12 protein-coding genes are annotated in these 16,467 nt (G+C 69.3%); 8 read left to right on the top strand and 4 right to left on the bottom strand.

Features of this window, described 5'->3' with window-relative positions; genetic code table 11:
* Positions 1-303 precede the first annotated feature (303 nt).
* The 4 genes from ACLJK8_RS04665 (at position 304) to ACLJK8_RS04680 (ending at position 3,314) form a co-directional block, all read left to right on the top strand.
* Positions 304-1,551 carry an aromatic ring-hydroxylating oxygenase subunit alpha gene (locus tag ACLJK8_RS04665; RefSeq protein ID WP_413148937.1) on the top strand — a complete coding sequence of 416 codons (1,248 nt, stop codon included), beginning with the start codon at positions 304-306 and terminating at the stop codon, positions 1,549-1,551.
* 27 nt (positions 1,552-1,578) lie between these two features.
* The gene (locus tag ACLJK8_RS04670) at positions 1,579-2,616 is read left to right on the top strand and encodes a 2Fe-2S iron-sulfur cluster-binding protein (protein ID WP_413148938.1); all 1,038 of its coding nucleotides are present in this window, start codon (positions 1,579-1,581) and stop codon (positions 2,614-2,616) included.
* Positions 2,617-2,703: 87 nt separating this feature from the next.
* Complete coding sequence (locus ACLJK8_RS04675) at positions 2,704-2,928, top strand: AbrB/MazE/SpoVT family DNA-binding domain-containing protein (RefSeq protein WP_413148939.1); 225 nt, start codon at positions 2,704-2,706, stop codon at positions 2,926-2,928.
* On the top strand, positions 2,925-3,314 hold the full coding sequence (locus tag ACLJK8_RS04680; protein ID WP_413148940.1) for a type II toxin-antitoxin system death-on-curing family toxin: 390 nt from the start codon (positions 2,925-2,927) through the stop codon (positions 3,312-3,314). Before ACLJK8_RS04675 ends, ACLJK8_RS04680 begins: the two co-directional genes overlap by 4 nt.
* A gap of 49 nt (positions 3,315-3,363) precedes the next feature.
* Here ACLJK8_RS04680 and metH read toward each other — a convergent pair whose 3' ends face one another.
* A complete protein-coding gene (gene metH, locus ACLJK8_RS04685) occupies positions 3,364-7,134 on the bottom strand; it encodes a methionine synthase (RefSeq protein WP_413148941.1) in 3,771 nt (1,256 codons plus the stop codon).
* Between the two features lie 368 nt (positions 7,135-7,502).
* Between metH and ACLJK8_RS04690 the strand changes: the two genes are divergently transcribed.
* A complete protein-coding gene (locus ACLJK8_RS04690; RefSeq protein WP_413148942.1) occupies positions 7,503-9,458 on the top strand; it encodes an acyltransferase family protein in 1,956 nt (651 codons plus the stop codon).
* Between the two features lie 113 nt (positions 9,459-9,571).
* Complete coding sequence (locus tag ACLJK8_RS04695) at positions 9,572-10,576, top strand: DUF6635 family protein (protein ID WP_413148943.1); 1,005 nt, start codon at positions 9,572-9,574, stop codon at positions 10,574-10,576.
* Between the two features lie 112 nt (positions 10,577-10,688).
* On the opposite strand, the gene ACLJK8_RS04700 is transcribed toward ACLJK8_RS04695, so the two are convergent.
* From ACLJK8_RS04700 to ACLJK8_RS04710, 3 genes are all read right to left on the bottom strand, one after another.
* Positions 10,689-11,252, bottom strand: coding sequence for a serine acetyltransferase (locus ACLJK8_RS04700; RefSeq protein WP_413148944.1), 564 nt, complete (start codon positions 11,250-11,252; stop codon positions 10,689-10,691).
* Between the two features lie 321 nt (positions 11,253-11,573).
* A complete protein-coding gene (locus ACLJK8_RS04705) occupies positions 11,574-12,272 on the bottom strand; it encodes a UTRA domain-containing protein (protein WP_413148945.1) in 699 nt (232 codons plus the stop codon).
* 25 nt (positions 12,273-12,297) lie between these two features.
* Positions 12,298-13,659: a formimidoylglutamate deiminase gene (locus ACLJK8_RS04710; RefSeq protein ID WP_413148946.1), complete on the bottom strand. Its 1,362-nt coding sequence runs from the start codon at positions 13,657-13,659 to the stop codon at positions 12,298-12,300.
* Positions 13,660-13,746: 87 nt separating this feature from the next.
* Here ACLJK8_RS04710 and hutI point away from each other — a divergent pair, with 87 nt between their 5' ends.
* Both hutI and hutH read left to right on the top strand, forming a co-directional pair.
* On the top strand, positions 13,747-14,949 hold the full coding sequence (gene hutI / locus ACLJK8_RS04715) for an imidazolonepropionase (RefSeq protein ID WP_413148947.1): 1,203 nt from the start codon (positions 13,747-13,749) through the stop codon (positions 14,947-14,949).
* On the top strand, positions 14,946-16,466 hold the full coding sequence (hutH, locus tag ACLJK8_RS04720) for a histidine ammonia-lyase (protein WP_413148948.1): 1,521 nt from the start codon (positions 14,946-14,948) through the stop codon (positions 16,464-16,466). Before hutI ends, hutH begins: the two co-directional genes overlap by 4 nt.
* Position 16,467 lies beyond the last annotated feature (1 nt).

Raw genomic sequence — 16,467 nt, forward strand, 5'->3', positions numbered from 1 at the left:
GACCCCGTCGCAGCCCCGTGAATGCGCCACGTCGCCGCGATGGGGGAATTGGTCGTTTTCGGCGCGCGTGAGTCCTGTCCGCTCTGGCAGATTGGGCACGCTTGGACGTGAACCGCTTCGCAGCGGGGACCGGAGCGCGGCTCCCCGCATCCCACGCGGAGGGCCGTGACCGGACGCACCGGCTCGGGACCAAATGGCCCCGTGCGCGGGCCGCCCGAGAGCCTGGAATCCAGAGCCGCGGGGGGCGGTACCCCCAGGCGGTGGAAGTTTGAACGCGTGTTCTCGTAGGGATGCGGAGTTGAGATGACTGTGCGAAACGACATGCTGGCGCGGCTCGAAGCGCGGAGGCCGGGGTTCAGCCTCGATCGCGAATTCTATCGTGACGAGGCGTATTTCCAGCTCGATCTTGAGAACATCTGGTACCGCGACTGGCTCTTCGTCGCGCATGACTGCGAGCTGCCGGCGGCGGGCAATTTCCTCACCGTCACGGTCGGTGAGTATCCGGTGGTCCTGGTCCGCGACCGGCAGGGCGGGCTCCGGGCGTTCCACAACGTCTGCCGTCACCGGGGTTCCCGGGTCTGCCTGACCGAGAAGGGCCGGACCGCCAAGCTCGTCTGCCCCTATCACCAGTGGACCTACGACCTCGACGGCCAGCTGATCTTCGCGCGGCAGATGGGCGAGGATTTCGACCCGAAGCAGTTCGGCCTGCGGCCCGTCGCCTGCGAATCGGTCTCGGGCTACATCTTCATCTCGCTCGCCGACCAGCCCGAGGATTTCGCGCCGATGCGCGCGCGGCTCGAACCCTATTTCGCGCCGCACCGGCTCGGCGAGTCCAAGGTCGCCTTCGAGAGCACGATCATCGAGAAGGGCAACTGGAAGCTCGTCTGGGAGAACAACCGCGAGTGCTATCACTGCGCCGCGAACCATCCCGAGCTTTGCAAGACCTATCCCGAGACGCCGCGGATCACCAATGTCGATGGCGTCGGCGACGATCCCGACTTCCAGAAGCTCTGGGCCGACACGGCGGCGCGCGGGCTGATGAACGAATTCGAGATGACGCCGGACGGTCAGGCCCGGGTCGTGCGCGTGCCGCTGCTGCGCGACGCCGAGAGCTACACGATGACCGGCCGCAGGGCCGTCGCGCGAGAGCTCAGCGACGACGTTCCCGGCGCGGGGATCGGCGCGCTCCTGATGTTCCACTATCCGTCGAGCTGGAACCACGTGATGATCGACCACGCGGTCACCTTCCGCGTGCTGCCGCTCACGCCGCTGACGACCGCCGTCACGACGAAATGGCTCGTGCACAAGGACGCCGTCGAAGGTGTCGACTACGACCTGGAGACGCTGACCCACGTCTGGACCGAGACGAACCAGCAGGACCGCCGCATCGTCGAGGACAATGCCTCGGGCGTCGCCTCGCCGGCCTATCTGCCGGGACCCTATTCGGAGTTCCACGAAGGCGGCGTGATGCAGTTTGTCGACTGGTACGCGCGCACGATCGAGGAGCGGCTGCGCGGCGATGACCGGCCGGCGCTGCGCTCGGTGGGCTGACATTTCCCGGAAAAGAGCCTCGAATCCATGAACGCCCTTCTCGAAATGCCGCGTCCCTGGGACGCGGCGCGTCAGCCGCTCGAATGCGTCGATGTGCGTGTCGAGACCGCCGACGTGCGCACCTTCACCTTCCGCGCCGGGCCGGGCACCATGTTCCGCTACCGGCCAGGACAGTTCATCACGCTCTATATCCCGGTGGAGGACGCGCCGGTCTACCGCAGCTATACGCTGTCCTCGACCCCCTCGCGGCCCTTCGCGGTTTCCGTGACCGTCAAGGCGCAGGCCGACAGCATCGGCACGCGCTGGCTCTTCGACAACGTGACCCCCGGCGTGACGCTGCACGCGGTCGGGCCGATGGGGAATTTCCATCTCCCCGATCCGCCGGATGAACCGCTGCTCCTGCTCTCGGCGGGGTCGGGCATCACGCCGATGATGTCGATGCTGCGCTGGTGCCAGGACTGCGCTCCGGGAACGGACATAACCTTCGTCCAATGCGCCCGGACGCCGGAGGACCTGATGTTCCTCGACGAGCTGGCGCTGATGATGCGCGGGATGCCGCGGCTCCGCGTCGTCTCGGTGGTCGCGCGAGGCACGGTGGAACCGCCGTTCCTGTCCGGCCGGATGGACATGGCGCTCATGGGGATCGCCGCGCCCGATTTCGCCGCGCGCCGGGTCTATTGCTGCGGACCGGACGGGTTCATGGCGGCGATGCGCGAGGGGCTGATCGCCGGCGGTCTCGATCCGGAGCATTACGCGCAGGAGAGCTTCGGCGCGCCCGAGGTCGAGGCCGCTCCGATCACCGAGGGCGGCGCCGCGATCCGCTTCTCCACCTCCGGCATCGAGACGCTCGGCGACAGCAGCCAGACGCTGCTAGAGATCGCGCGGGCGGCGGGCGTCGCCATCCCTTCGGCCTGCGGCATGGGGCTCTGCGGCACCTGCAAGGTGCGCGCGAGCGGCCCGGTCGAGATGGAGCATCAGGGCGGGATCTTCGACGACGAGATCGCCGAGGGCTACATCCTCGCCTGCTGCTCCCGGCCACAGGGCGCGGTGGACGTGGAAGCCTGAGGCCGCCTCGCGGCGCCGACTCGTCTTGCCCGTGCCGGAAAGAGGTGTGTATACGCCTGTATATACGTTCTGACTGGAGTGGACACGATGATGGAGACGAGGGTTCGGAAGGTCGGCAATTCCGCCGTCATGACGCTGACGTCGGAAATGCTCGCCATTCTCGATGTGAAGGAGGGCGATTCCCTCTACGTCGTCCGGACCGACGACGGCGGCCTCAAGATCCTCGCGCATGATCCCGCGGTGATCGCCGCGCTGGAGGCGGCGGAGATCGTCATGGACGAGAACCGGGATCTGCTGGCGGCCCTGGCATGAACGAGCCGCGATGGGTGCCGCTCGCCGCCGTCGTCATCCTGCATGATCGGCAGATCGCGCGTCACGGCGGGAGCGCCGGGCTGCGCGACCATGCCCTGCTGGAGATGGGCTGTGCGCGGCCGATGAACCTCTTCGCCTATGGCAGCCCCGAAGTCGAGGATCTCGCGGCGGGCTATGCCTTCGGACTGGCCAAGGCGCATGCCTTCGTCGACGGCAACAAGCGCGCGGCGCTGGTGACGTCGCTCACCTTCCTTCGGCTGCACGGCTACGGTTTCCGGCCAGAGACGGGGGAGGGTCTGCGCATGGTCGAGGGTCTCGGCGCGGGTGATGTAGGCGAGAGGGATTTCGCACAGTGGCTCGGGCGGGGGATGAAGGCGCTCGCCTGAGCCGGGATCGCCCGGCGCCCGCGTCGATCACGCGGGCGCCGAAGCCACCTTACTCCGCCGCTTCGACCTTCGGGCCGGGGATGTAGTTCAGGATCGGGCCGAGCCAGCGTTCGACCTCGGCCACCGCCATCCCCTTGCGCCGGGCGTAGTCCTCGACCTGGTCCCGCTCCACATTCGCCACCCCGAAATAGTAGCTGTCGGGATGCGCGAGGTAGAGGCCCGAGACCGAGGAGCCCGGCCACATCGCATAGCTCTCCGTCAGTTCCACCCCGGTCGCCGCCGTCGCATCGAGCAGGCGGAACAGCGTCGCCTTCTCGGTATGGTCGGGCTGCGCCGGATAGCCGGGCGCGGGGCGGATGCCGCGGTAGGATTCCGAGATCAGCTCCTCGCCGCTCAGCTTCTCCTCCGCCGCGTAGCCCCAGAGCTCCTTGCGGACATATTCATGCATCCGCTCGGCGACGGCCTCGGCGAAACGGTCGGCGAGCGCCTTGACGAGGATCGAGGAATAATCGTCGTTGCGGCGCTCGAAATTCTCGGCGATCGCCGATTCCTCGTCACCCGCCGTCACCACGAAACCGCCGATGTAATCGGCCGTGCCCTCGGGCGCCATGAAGTCGGAGAGCGCGACATTCGGCTGGCCGACACGCTTCGCCCGCTGCTGGCGGAGCGTGAAGAAGGTGGCGAGGTCCTCCGAGCGGCTGTCATCGGTAAAGAGCCGGATGTCGTCGCCGACGGCGTTCGCGGGCCAGAAGCCCACCACGGCCTTCGGCGCGAACCATTTCTCGTCGATGATCCGGCGCAACATCGCCTGCGCGTCGTCATAGAGCGCGCGCGCCGCCTCGCCCTGCGCCGCGTCCTCGAGGATCGCCGGGAAGCGGCCCTTCATCTCCCAGGTCTGGAAGAACGGCGTCCAGTCGAAGTAGCTGGCAAGCTCCTCGAGATCCCAGCTCTCGAAGACCCGCGTGCCGAGGAAGCTCGGCTTGGTCGGAACGTAGCCGTCGAAATTCGCCCGGAACGGATTGGCCCGCGCGCGTTCCAGCGGCAGGCGCTGCTTCTCGCGCTCGGCCCTGGCATGGTTCTCGGCGACCTTGGCGTATTCGGCCTGGGTCGTCTCGACGTATTTTGGCTTCAGTTCCGGCGAGAGCAACTGCGTCACCACGCCGACCGCCCGGCTCGCGTCGGTCACATAGATCGCCTGGCCGCGGTCGTAGCGCGGGTGGATCTTGACTGCGGTATGCACCCGGCTCGTCGTCGCGCCGCCGATCAGGAGCGGAATGTCGAAACCCTCGCGCTCCATTTCGGCTGCGACATGCGCCATCTCGTCGAGCGAGGGGGTGATGAGGCCCGAAAGGCCGATGATATCGACCTTCTCGTCGCGCGCGACCTCGAGGATGCGCGCCGAGGGCACCATGACGCCGAGATCCAGGATCTCGTAATTGTTGCAGGCGAGCACGACGCCGACGATGTTCTTGCCGATGTCATGCACATCGCCCTTCACCGTCGCCATCAGGATCTTGCCCGCCGAACGCCGCTCCTCGCCGCCGTTCGCTTCCTTCTCCGCCTCCATGTAGGGGAGCAGGACCGCGACCGCCTGTTTCATCACCCGCGCCGATTTCACCACCTGCGGCAGGAACATCTTGCCGGCGCCGAAGAGGTCGCCGACGACGTTCATCCCGGCCATCAGCGGGCCTTCGATCACATGCAGCGGCCGCGCCGCCGCCTGACGCGCTTCCTCGGTATCGTCCTCGATGAATTCGGTGATGCCGTTGACGAGCGCGTGCTCAAGCCGCTTCTCGACCGACCAGTCGCGCCAGGCGAGATCGCGCTCCTTCGCGGGACCGCCGCCCGTGCCCTTGAACCGCTCGGCGAGCGCGAGCAGCCGTTCGGTCGGGGTGCCCTCGCCCTTGGGCACCCGGTTCAGCACCACGTCCTCGCAGGCCTCGCGCAGTTCCGGGTCGATCGATTCGTAGACCGCGAGCTGGCCCGCGTTCACGATCCCCATGTCCATCCCGGCGCCGATCGCGTGATAGAGGAAGACCGCGTGCATCGCCTCGCGCACCGGCTCGTTGCCGCGAAAGGAGAAGGAGAGGTTCGAAACGCCGCCCGAGACATGGACATGGGGCAGGGTGGCGATGATCTCCCGCGTCGCCTCGATGAAATCGACGCCGTAGTTGTCATGCTCCTCGATTCCCGTCGCCACCGCGAAGATGTTCGGGTCGAAGATGATGTCCTCGGGCGGGAAGCCGACCTCCTCGGTCAGGATGCGGTAGGCGCGGGCGCAGATCTCGACCTTGCGCGCCTTGGTATCCGCCTGACCCTGCTCGTCGAAGGCCATCACGACGACCGCGGCGCCATAGGCGCGGCAGAGCCGGGCGTGATGCAGGAAGGCTTCCTCGCCCTCCTTGAGCGAGATCGAATTGACGATCGGCTTGCCCTGGACGCATTTGAGCCCCGCCTCGATCACCTCCCATTTCGAGGAGTCGATCATGAGCGGGACGCGCGCGATATCGGGTTCGGAGGCGATGAGGTTCACGAACTCGACCATCGCCCGCTCGGAATCGATGAGCCCCTCGTCCATGTTGACGTCGATCACCTGCGCGCCGTTCTCGACCTGATCGCGCGCGACGATGAGCGCGGTGGCGTAGTCGCCGGCGGTGATGAGCTTGCGGAACTTCGCGGAGCCCGTGACATTGGTGCGCTCGCCGACGTTGACGAAGGGGATCTCCGCCGTCTTGATGAAGGGCTCGAGCCCCGAGAGCCGCGTCAGCGGCGCATGTTCGGGCGGCACCCGCGGCGGGTATTTCGCCACCGCCTCGGCGATCGCGCGGATATGTTCCGGACTCGTGCCGCAGCAGCCGCCGACGATGTTGACCAGCCCCTCGGCCGCGAATTCCGCGACCTGCGCGGCCATGAATTCCGGGCTCTCGTCATACTGGCCCATCTCGTTGGGCAGGCCCGCGTTCGGATAGGCGCAGACGAAGGTATCCGCCACGCCCGCGATCTCCGCGAGATGCGCGCGCATCTCGGCGGCGCCGAGCGCGCAGTTGAGGCCGATGGTGAACGGGTCCGCGTGGCGCACCGAATGCCAGAAGGCGGTCGGCGTCTGGCCCGAGAGCGTGCGGCCCGAGCGGTCGGTGATCGTGCCCGAGATCATCACCGGCAGGCGGATGCCCTTCTCGATGAACACTTCCTCGCAGGCGAAGATCGCGGCCTTGGCGTTCAGCGTATCGAAGATCGTCTCGATCAGGATCAGATCCGCGCCGCCGTCGATCAGCCCCCGCAACTGCTCGGCATAGGCGAGGCGGAGGTCGTCGAAGGTGACCGCGCGATAGCCGGGGTTGTTCACATCCGGGCTGATCGAGGCGGTCCGGTTCGTCGGCCCGAGCGCGCCGGCGACGAAGCGCGGTTTCCCGTCCTCGGCCGTCGCGCGGTCGAGCGCCTGACGCACCAGCCGGGCGCCGTGGAAGTTCAGATCATGGACCTTGTCCTGCATCCCGTAATCGGCCTGCGCGATCGAGGTCGAGGAGAAGGTGTTGGTCTCGACGATATCCGCGCCCGCCTTCGCATAGCGGTAGTGGATCTCCTCGATCGCCTCCGGCTGGGTCAGGATCAGGAGGTCGTTGTTGCCCTGCTGCGGATGGCCGTGGCAGGCACAGGCGCCGTGCCCGGTGAAATCGTCCTCGCCGAAGCCGAGCTGCTGGATCTGCGTGCCCATCGCGCCGTCGAGCACGAGGATACGCTCGCGAACCAGGGCTGCGAGCTGATCGAAGACCGGTGAACGGACCGGTCGGGTATGCTGGGAAGCGGTTGGGGAGGGCATCGGTTTATCCTGCGTGCAGGTGGGAGGAACCCCACAATGAAAGGGCCGGCTGTCGGGCCGGCGCGCGAGTCTACTCTTTCGCGCGCCCGCCATGAAGGGGCGATTCACGCCCTCGCCATGAAGGGGCGATTCACTCCCTCGCGAGCCGGAGTGATGGCAGATTGGCGCGCGCGGGTGCGCCGTCAAGCGCATGGGTCCGGTCTGGTAAAGCCGCGCGTCGGTCCGGCGCCGGCACGGAGGGGCGGCTTTCCCCTTTCCGTGCGGGCGCACGCTTTTCATCGCCGGGACTCCGGAGCCCCGGGGCTTCCATGCCCGGGGCGCCCGTTATATGGTCGCGCCGGTCGAATTTCGTTTAGCGAGTAACCCGTATGACCGACGTCCCGATGACCGGCGCCGCCGTTCCCGAACATGGCGCGCGATCGGAGCCCGGAAGCGGCCGCGCCGGGGTCGCCTTCCGGTATCGCCCCGAAGTGGATGGGCTGCGCGCCCTTGCGATCCTGCCCGTCGTCCTGTTTCACGCGGGCTACGGCTTCTTCTCCGGCGGTTTCGTCGGCGTCGATGTCTTCTTCGTCATCTCCGGCTATCTCATCACCTCGCTGGTGATGCGCGACATCGCGGAGGACCGTTTCTCGATCCTCGGCTTCTACGAGCGTCGCGCACGCCGCATCCTGCCGGCGATGGTCTTCGTCGTGCTGGCCTGCGTTCCGCTCGCCGCAATCTTCCTCCTGCCCTCGTCGCTCGCCGAATTCGGCCAGAGCATCACCGCGACGATGCTCTTCTACGCGAACCATTTCTTCCTCGAACAGGTCGATTATTTCGCGCCGCGCGCCGAACTGATGCCGCTTCTCCACATGTGGAGCCTCGCGGTCGAGGAGCAGTACTATCTCTTCGTGCCGCCGCTCATGTGGCTGATCTGGCGCTTCGGCGCGCGCCAGCGGATCATGCTGGCGATCTTCGTCGTCGCCACCGTGCTCAGCGTGATCGGAACCTCGCTCGTCGTCCAGCGCTGGTCCGGCGTCGCCTTCTTCACCTTCCCGACGCGCGCGTTCGAGCTCGGGATCGGCTCGATCCTCGCGCTGATCCTGCGCGAGCGCGGGTTGCCGAGCACGGCGGCGAACGGCGCGCTTTCGCTGCTCGGCGTGGCGCTCATCCTCGGCTCGGTGGTGCTGATCCCCGAGAACGCGCCAATGCCGTCCTGGCTCTCGCTCGTGCCCTGCCTCGGCACGGCGCTGGTGATCGCCTTCGCGACCGAGGGCACCTGGGCGCGGGCCGTGCTCGCCTCGCGGCCGCTGGTCGCGATCGGGCTCATCAGCTTCAGCTTCTATCTCTGGCACCAGCCGCTCTTCGCCTTCGCCCGCTCGGCCGTTGCGCATCCCTCGCCCTGGCTCATGGGCGGGCTCGGCCTGCTCGCGGCGCTGCTCGCCGCGGTGAGCTGGAAGTTCGTGGAACAGCCGGCGCGGCATGCGCGGATGCCCCGGGGGCGGCTCCTGACCTGGGCCGTGGTCGCGCTCCTCGCCACCGCCGCCCTCGGCCAGATCGTCGCGCGGCAGGCGGAGCGCCTCCACCCGCTCGCGGCGGAGGATACGCAGCTCGATGTCTCCTTCGCCGACCGTGGCGTCTACGTGCGCACGCGCTACAACGCGCTGCCGACCGATTTCTCCGCCGCCGCGCCCGACCAGCCGAAGCTGTTCATCATCGGCGACAGTTTCTCGCAGGATTTCTGGAACATGTCGGTCGAGAACGGCGCCTTCCGGGGCTGGGCGGTCGCGACGCGCTACATCCCGACGGTCTGCCAGACCTATTTCGGTGACGAGAACGTCGAGCGCTTCATCGAGCCGACGCAGCATCGCCGGTGCGGCTACTACCGCCGGACCGGGCCCTTCCTGGAGGCGGCGCGGGAGGCGGATGTCGTCGTCTTCGTGAGCGCCGGCGTGACCTGGGCGACGGAGCGGCTCGCGGCCAGCATCGCGGCGCTCGATCTGCCGGCGGATCAGAAGCACATCGTCGTCGGCGCCAAGAGTTTCGGCGACATCTTCCTGCCGGGATATGTCGGCGATACGGCGGCGGAGCGCGCGGCGGTCCGCGTGACGCCCGAGGCGGGCGAGGTTGGCGCCAATCAGCCGCTGCGCGAGGCCTTCGGGCCCGAAACCTTCGTCGATCTCCAGTCGATGCTCTGCCCCGAAGGGTCCTGCGCGCTCTTCACGCCCGACGGGGAACTCATCAGCCACGACGGCCGGCATCTCACCGAGACTGGCGCCAGGGTGGTCGGCGAGGTTCTCTACCGAAGCCCGCTGCTCAGCCCGTATCTCCGGCCCGCCGACTGAACGGCGTCCCCTGAGCGAGACTCCGCCGCTTCAAGCGGCGGGGAGGCAACCTATATTCCTCCGTGGCGCTTACCGGCGAGACGGGCGGGGAAGAGGGGCGCGGGAGGACAGGCATGGAGCGGGAGCAGGCTCAGGCGCGGGAAGAGGCGGGGGAACAGGCGCGGGAAGAGGCGGGGGACCGGGTCGCGCGCGCCCGGCTGGAAGCGGAGACGCGCAAGGCGGTGGTGGCCGCGTCCCGCGCCTATTTCGACGCGCGAAGGGCGAAGGTCGACCCCTTCGTGGACAAGTGGTTCTCGGTCGGCGGAACCCTGAAGCTGCACCGGCACGCGGTCGGCTGGGACATCGCCCGCGCGCCGGCGAATCTCGGTCTCGGCCTCGTGCATTTCGGCAGCCGCGTCGGCGCCAGCGCCGCGCGGCTCGTGGGCGCGAAACAGGCCGCCGACTGGCTCGGCTCGCGCCAGCTCCTGCTCGAGACCGATGTGATGCGCGAGGTGGAACGGCTCGTCACCACCGAACTGCTCGAACTCCCGGACCCGAGCGCGCCAAAACATGACGCGCTCGCCGAGGCGATCCTCGCCGATCCGAAGGTGCGCGAGCTCATCCTGGAGACGCCGGGCCAGGACATCTCCGGAAGCCTCGCGGAATATGTCGGATCACGGGCGGCGGTCGGCGAGATCACCACGACGCTCGCGACCCTGACCGCGGGCGCGGCGACGCTCAACAAGCTGACGCCCGGCGCGCTGGCGCTCGGCCCCGCGCTCGCCGGCGCGATGGCGCAGAGCGCGGCGATCGCGGCTTTCCCGCTCGGCGCGACGGCCGGCTCGCTCTGGTACGGCATGTTCCCGGCCTCCGCCTCCGGCGCCGCGGTCGCGACCACGACGGCGGGACTCATGCTCTCGGCCTCGGTTCTCGCCGCCTTCGCCGGCGTGATCGCCGACCCCGTGCAGCGCGGCCTCGGCGTCCACCGCCGCCGGCTCCTGAAGCTCATCGACGCGCTGGAGCGCCAGTTCGTTGGCGGCGAGGGCGGCGGCTTCGCCGCGCGCGAGCACTACGTCGCACGCATCCTCGACCTCGTGGACGCGGGCACGGTGGCGGCGCGAGCGCTCCGGGGCGGTTAGGGCGTCCGGCCGATCAGGGTTCGGGAGCGCCGCCGGTTCCCGCTGACACGGGGACGCGGGCGGCCGGGGTCCGGCCCCGCGGACCCCGGGCAGCGTCGCGCATGATCGCCGGCTACCCGATGCGGTCGGGGTGCCGGTCCGGAACCGCCGCATCCGGCGCGCGGCCGTCCCGCGGGCCGGACCCCACCCATTCGGAGCCCAGAGGGGCGGCGTTGGGAACATCCGGAACGCAGCCGTCTCTGATCGACGGGCGGGCTTGGCTCGACACGACCGAGTACGGAGGCACATCCTCCGCGACGAAGGTTCCGCCGATGATCCGGGAGCCGCGGCCGATCGTGATTCCACCGACGATGATCGCATTCGGCCCCACCCAGACCTCGTCCTCGATGACCGGATAGGTGGTGCGGCGCTCGCCGGAGGCCGAGATGCCGTCGCGCTGGCCGATGGTGACGCCGTGAAAGAGGGTGACGTTGGCGCCGATCACCGCGCCCGGGCTGACGACGAGACCCCAGCCGTGCGTCAGCGCGAGCCCGGGACCGATTCGCGTGCGCCACGAAAGATCCATGGCGGCCGAATGCGTGGCGAAGCGGTGGAGCGCCTGACAGAGCGGCAGGAGCGGGCGCCCCGGCGGCCCGGCCGCGGCCATCCCCTGGCAGAGCCTGAGCGTGACGATCACGCGGAAAGTCCGGTTGGTGAGCGCATGTCGGAGAAGGAGACCCCAGCCGAAGCGTCCCGCGAGGCGATGCGTGTCTGATCTGAGAGCAGTGAAGGGCCGCATGACGTGAATGAACGTGGTGCTTTGAACCGGCGGGAAGGATGACACAGGGCGAAGCCGCAACCTCGGCGACTTCTCCGGAACCTTCAAGGGTGATCGGAATGTAACCCTGACAGACCGGGCCGTCGGCTTCGGATCGGGAAGCCTATGCGCGGGAGGGCGACAGCTTCAGCGCAAGGGAGCCGTCGGACAAACGACCGCGGTCCTGTTCCGGTCATCGCGCTATCCCGGCCCCCGGTCGCGGGCGATCAGCCGGTAGCTCGCGCCCGGGTGGACGAGGCGGGCCTGGGTGACGGGGTCGTCGCCGAGCCAGGTGCGCCGGGTGACGACGAAGACCGGGGCGCCTTCCGCGATGCCGAGCCGGCGGGCTTCCTCGGCGCTCGCGGGCTCGGCCGAGAGCGCCTGGGTCGCGCGGCTGAACGGGATCGCGTCCACCAGCCATTCGTTGGGTCCGCGGTCGCGGAAATCCTGCCGTTCCGCCGCCGGCACGGTCGCGAGGTTGATGAGCCGATCCTCGAACTGCCAGGGCGCGCCCTCGGCCGTGTGCAGGCATTTCACGCGGAGCGCCGCGCCGGGGCCGATCAGCGCGCGGACGAGCGGACCGGGTTTCGCCAGCATCTCGCGTTCGATCAGCCGATAGGCGTAGACGCGGCCCTCGTCCTCGATCTCGCGCCGGACCAAGGGGATGCTGAGCACCGCCTCGCGCGACTGGCGCTCGGCGACCCGGCTGCCGGCGCGGCGGCGGCGTTCGATCAGCCCCTCCTTGACCAGTTCGCCGAGCGCGCGCGCGACCGTCGGCCGCGTCACCTCGAACTCGCGGGCGAGATCGACCTCGTTCGGGATCGCGGCCCCCGGCGCCCAGGTACCGGATAGGATGCGGCCGAGCAGTTCGTCGTGGATCGCGCGATGCTTGGCCGTCATGCCGCCTCGAACATCTCAGCGTCGCTCATATCAGCGCGCGGAGCGCCGTCATCGTCCGCCGCCAGTTCTCCTCGACGGTCCCGCGCGCGGAATGGCGCCCCTCGCGCACGACATGGCGTCCCGCCGACCAGACGTCGCGGATCGCGCCGCGCGGTTCGGTGAAGATGAAACCGTCGATCAGCTGGCCATCGTCGAGGCTCATCAGCGACGCGTGCTCGCGGTCGAGCGTCAGCAGGTCGGCCCAGGCCCCGGCGCGGATCTCGCCGGTATCGCGGCCGAGCGCGCGGGCGCCGCCCTGGAGCGCGCCGCGCCAGAGCGCCATGCCGGTCGAGGTGCCCGCGGGCGCCAGCACGTTGCGCGCCCGGTCCCGCAGGCGCTGAGAGTATTCGAGCTGGCGCAGTTCGGCGGCGAGCCCGATCTGGATGTTGCTGTCGGTGCCGAGCCCGAACGAGCCGCCAGAGAGGATGTATTCGGGGCCGTTGAAGATCCCGTCGCCGAGGCTCGCCTCGGTGATCGGACAAAGGCCCGCGACCGCGCCGGAGATGGCGAGCTCGCGCGTCTCGGTCTCGGTCATGTGGGTGGCGTGGATGACGCACCAGCGCGAGTCGAGGCCGATCTCGGAGAGCAGGTAGTCGACGGGCCGCGTCCCGAGCCAGGCTTCGATCCGCGTCACCTCCTCCATCTGCTCGGCGGCGTGGATGTGTCGCGGCCCCGGCACGCCCGAGGCGATCAGCGCGCGCAGATCCTCGGGTGTCGTGGCGCGGAGCGAATGCGGCGCCGAGCCGATCACGCCATCCGGTCCGAGCCGGGGCGCGGCGGAGGCGAGCGTGAGGAACCGGTCGAGGTCGCAGCCGAAGCGGAGCTGGCCCTCGCCGAGCGGCGCGGCCTCGGTCCCGCCATAGGTATAGAGCACTGGCAGGAGCGTGAGGCCGATCCCCGCCGTCGAGGCCGCCGCCGTGATCCGCTCGGACATCTCGGCGATATTGTCATAGGCGCCGCCACCGGGCTGATGGTGCAGGTAGTGGAACTCCGCCACCGCGGCGTATCCGGCTTCGAGCATCTCGACGAAGGCGAAGGCGGCGATCGCCTCGACCTGATCCGGTGTCAGATGGTCGAGGAACTTGTACATGAGCCGGCGCCAGGTCCAGAAACTGTCCGGCGTCGGTCCGCGCCGCTCGGTCATCCCGGCCATGGCGCGCTGGAAGGTATGGCTGTGCAGGTTCGAAGGCGCCGGGATCAGCGCGCGTCCCGCGAGCACGTTATCCCCCGGCCTCGGCGCCGCGTTCAACGCCACCGTGGCGATGCGCCCTTCCTCGAAGACGAGGCGCACGTCGCGCGCCCATCCCTCGGGCATCAGGGCGAGCGGGGCGAACAGCGACTGCGGCACGGGACGGACCCCCGATGTGATTGACTGCCCTCAAATATGCATTTACATATTTCAACCGTCAAGTCGGCACAGCTCTCGAGGGATGCGATGGAAGCGCCGGATATTCTTCTCCGAAACGCGACGATAGCGACCATGGCGGATGGCTACGGCCTGATCGAGGACGGCGCGGTCGCGATTCGCGGCGGCCGGATCGACTGGGTGGGACCGGCCGGGGAGGCGCCGGCGGAGGTCGGCGATCTCGAAAGCCGCGATCTCGGCGGCGCGGTGATCACGCCCGGGCTGATCGACTGCCATACCCATGTCGTCCACGGCGGCGACCGGGCCTCCGAATTCGAGATGCGGCTCAAAGGGGCGAGCTACGAGGAGGTCGCCCGCGCCGGGGGCGGGATCGTCTCGACCGTGCGCGCGACGCGGGCCGCGGACGAGGCGGAGCTTCTGGCCCGGGCGCTGCCCCGCGTCGACGCGCTCATCGCCGAGGGCGTGACCACGATCGAGATAAAGTCGGGCTACGGGCTGGAACGCGAGGCGGAGCTTCGGATGCTGCGCGTCGCGCGCGCGATCGGGCGCGAGCGGGCGATCACGGTCCGCACCAGTTATCTCGGCGCCCATGCCCTGCCGCCGGAATACGAGCTCGACCGCGCGGGCTACCTGCGCGATGTCTGCCTGCCGACCATGGAAGCGGCGGCGAGCGAGGGGCTGATCGACGCGGTTGACGGCTTCTGCGAGGGGATCGCCTTCTCGCCGGACGAGATCGAGCTCATCTTCGAGGAAGCCCACGCGCTCAAGCTGCCGGTGAAGCTTCACGCCGAGCAGTTGTCCAACCTCGGCGGCGCGGCTCTCGCGGCCCGCCACGGGGCGCTCTCGGCGGATCATCTCGAATGGCTCGACGCCGAGGGGGTCGCCGCCATGGCGGAGGCGGGCACCGTGGCGGTGCTGCTGCCCGGCGCCTTCTACGCGCTGCGCGAGACCCAGGCGCCTCCGGTCGCGGAGCTTCGCGCGAAGGGCGTGCCGATGGCGGTCGCGACCGACTGCAACCCGGGCACCTCGCCGCTCACCTCGATCCTGCTCGCGATGAACATGGCCTGCACCTTCTTCCGGCTGACGCCGGAGGAGGCGCTCAGCGGTGTCACCCGGCACGCGGCCCGGGCGCTCGGGCTCGACGACCGGGGCGTCATCGCGCCGGGGATGCGCGCCGATCTCGCGATCTGGGACGCGCGGCATCCGCGCGAGCTTGCCTATCGCATCGGGTTCAACCCGCTCATCGAGCGCATGGTGGGAGCGGAAGCATGATCACGCTGACACCCGGGGCGACCGATCTCGCCGCGCTCCGCGCCATCCTCGACGGGGCTCCCGCCGTGCTCGACCGTGCGAGCCGCCCGGGCGTGGAGGCGGCCGCGGCCAGGATCGCGCAGGCGGCGGCGGGGGAGGCGGCGGTCTATGGCGTCAACACCGGCTTCGGCAAGCTCGCGAGCGTCAAGATCGCGGCGGCGGACACGGCGACCCTGCAGCGCAACCTGATCCTCAGCCATTGCGCCGGGGTCGGCGAGCCGACGCCCGCGAACGTGACCCGGCTCATGATGGCGCTGAAGCTGCTCTCGCTCGGCCGGGGCGCGTCGGGCGTGCGCTGGGAGATCGTCGAACTGATCGAGGGCATGCTCGCGAAGGGCGTCGTGCCCGTCGTCCCGGCGCAGGGCTCGGTCGGCGCCTCCGGCGATCTCGCGCCGCTCGCGCATATGGCGGCGGTCATGATCGGCGAGGGCGAGGCGGTGGTCGCGGGCGAGACCCTGCCGGGTGCCGAGGCGCTGGCGCGCGCGGGGCTCGAACCCGTGGCGCTCGCCGCGAAGGAAGGGCTCGCGCTCATCAACGGCACGCAGTTCTCGACCGCCTGGGCGCTCGCCGGGCTCTTCGGGACCTGGAACGCCGCGCGCAATTCGCTGGTGATCGCGGCGCTCTCGACCGATGCGATCATGGGCTCGACCGCGCCGCTCCGGGCCGAGATCCACGCATTGCGCGGCCATCGCGGCCAGATCGACGCCGCGGAGGTGATGCGCGCGATCATGGCCGGCTCCGAGATCCGCGAGAGCCACCGCGCCGGCGACACGCGCGTGCAGGACCCCTATTGCATCCGTTGCCAGCCGCAGGTGACGGGCGCCGCGATGGACCTGCTGCGCCAGGCGGCCGCGACGCTCGAAATCGAGGCGAACGCGGCGACGGACAATCCGCTGGTGCTCTCCGACGCCATCGTCTCGGGCGGCAACTTCCACGCCGAGCCGGTCGCCTTCGCCGCCGACATGATCGCGCTCGCCGCGGCGGAAGTCGGCGCGATTGCGCAGCGGCGGGTGGCGCTCATGGTCGATCCGACGCTCTCCTATGACCTGCCGCCGTTCCTGACCCGTGAGCCGGGGCTGAACTCGGGCTACATGATCGCCGAGGTCACGACGGCGGCGCTGATGAGCGAGAACAAGCATCTCGCGACGCCCTGCTCGACCGATTCCACGCCGACGAGCGCGAACCAGGAGGACCATGTGTCGATGGCGGCGCATGGCGCGCGCAGGCTCGCCCGGATGGTCGCGAACCTCGATCATATCCTCGGCGTCGAGGCGCTTTGCGCGGCGCAGGGGATCGAGTACCGCGCGCCGCTGACGACGAGCGGCACGCTCGCCCGCGTCATCGCCCGGCTCCGCGACGATGTGCCGAGCCTTGGCGAAGACCGCTACGTCGCGCCGGAGATCGCGACCGCCGCCCGGCTGGTTCGCGACGGCGTGCTGGTCGCCGCGGCCGCCGGCATCGCCTTTCCCGAACTCTGAC

It is taken from the genome of Amaricoccus sp. W119 (assembly GCF_047275745.1).
Lineage (GTDB): Bacteria > Pseudomonadota > Alphaproteobacteria > Rhodobacterales > Rhodobacteraceae > Amaricoccus.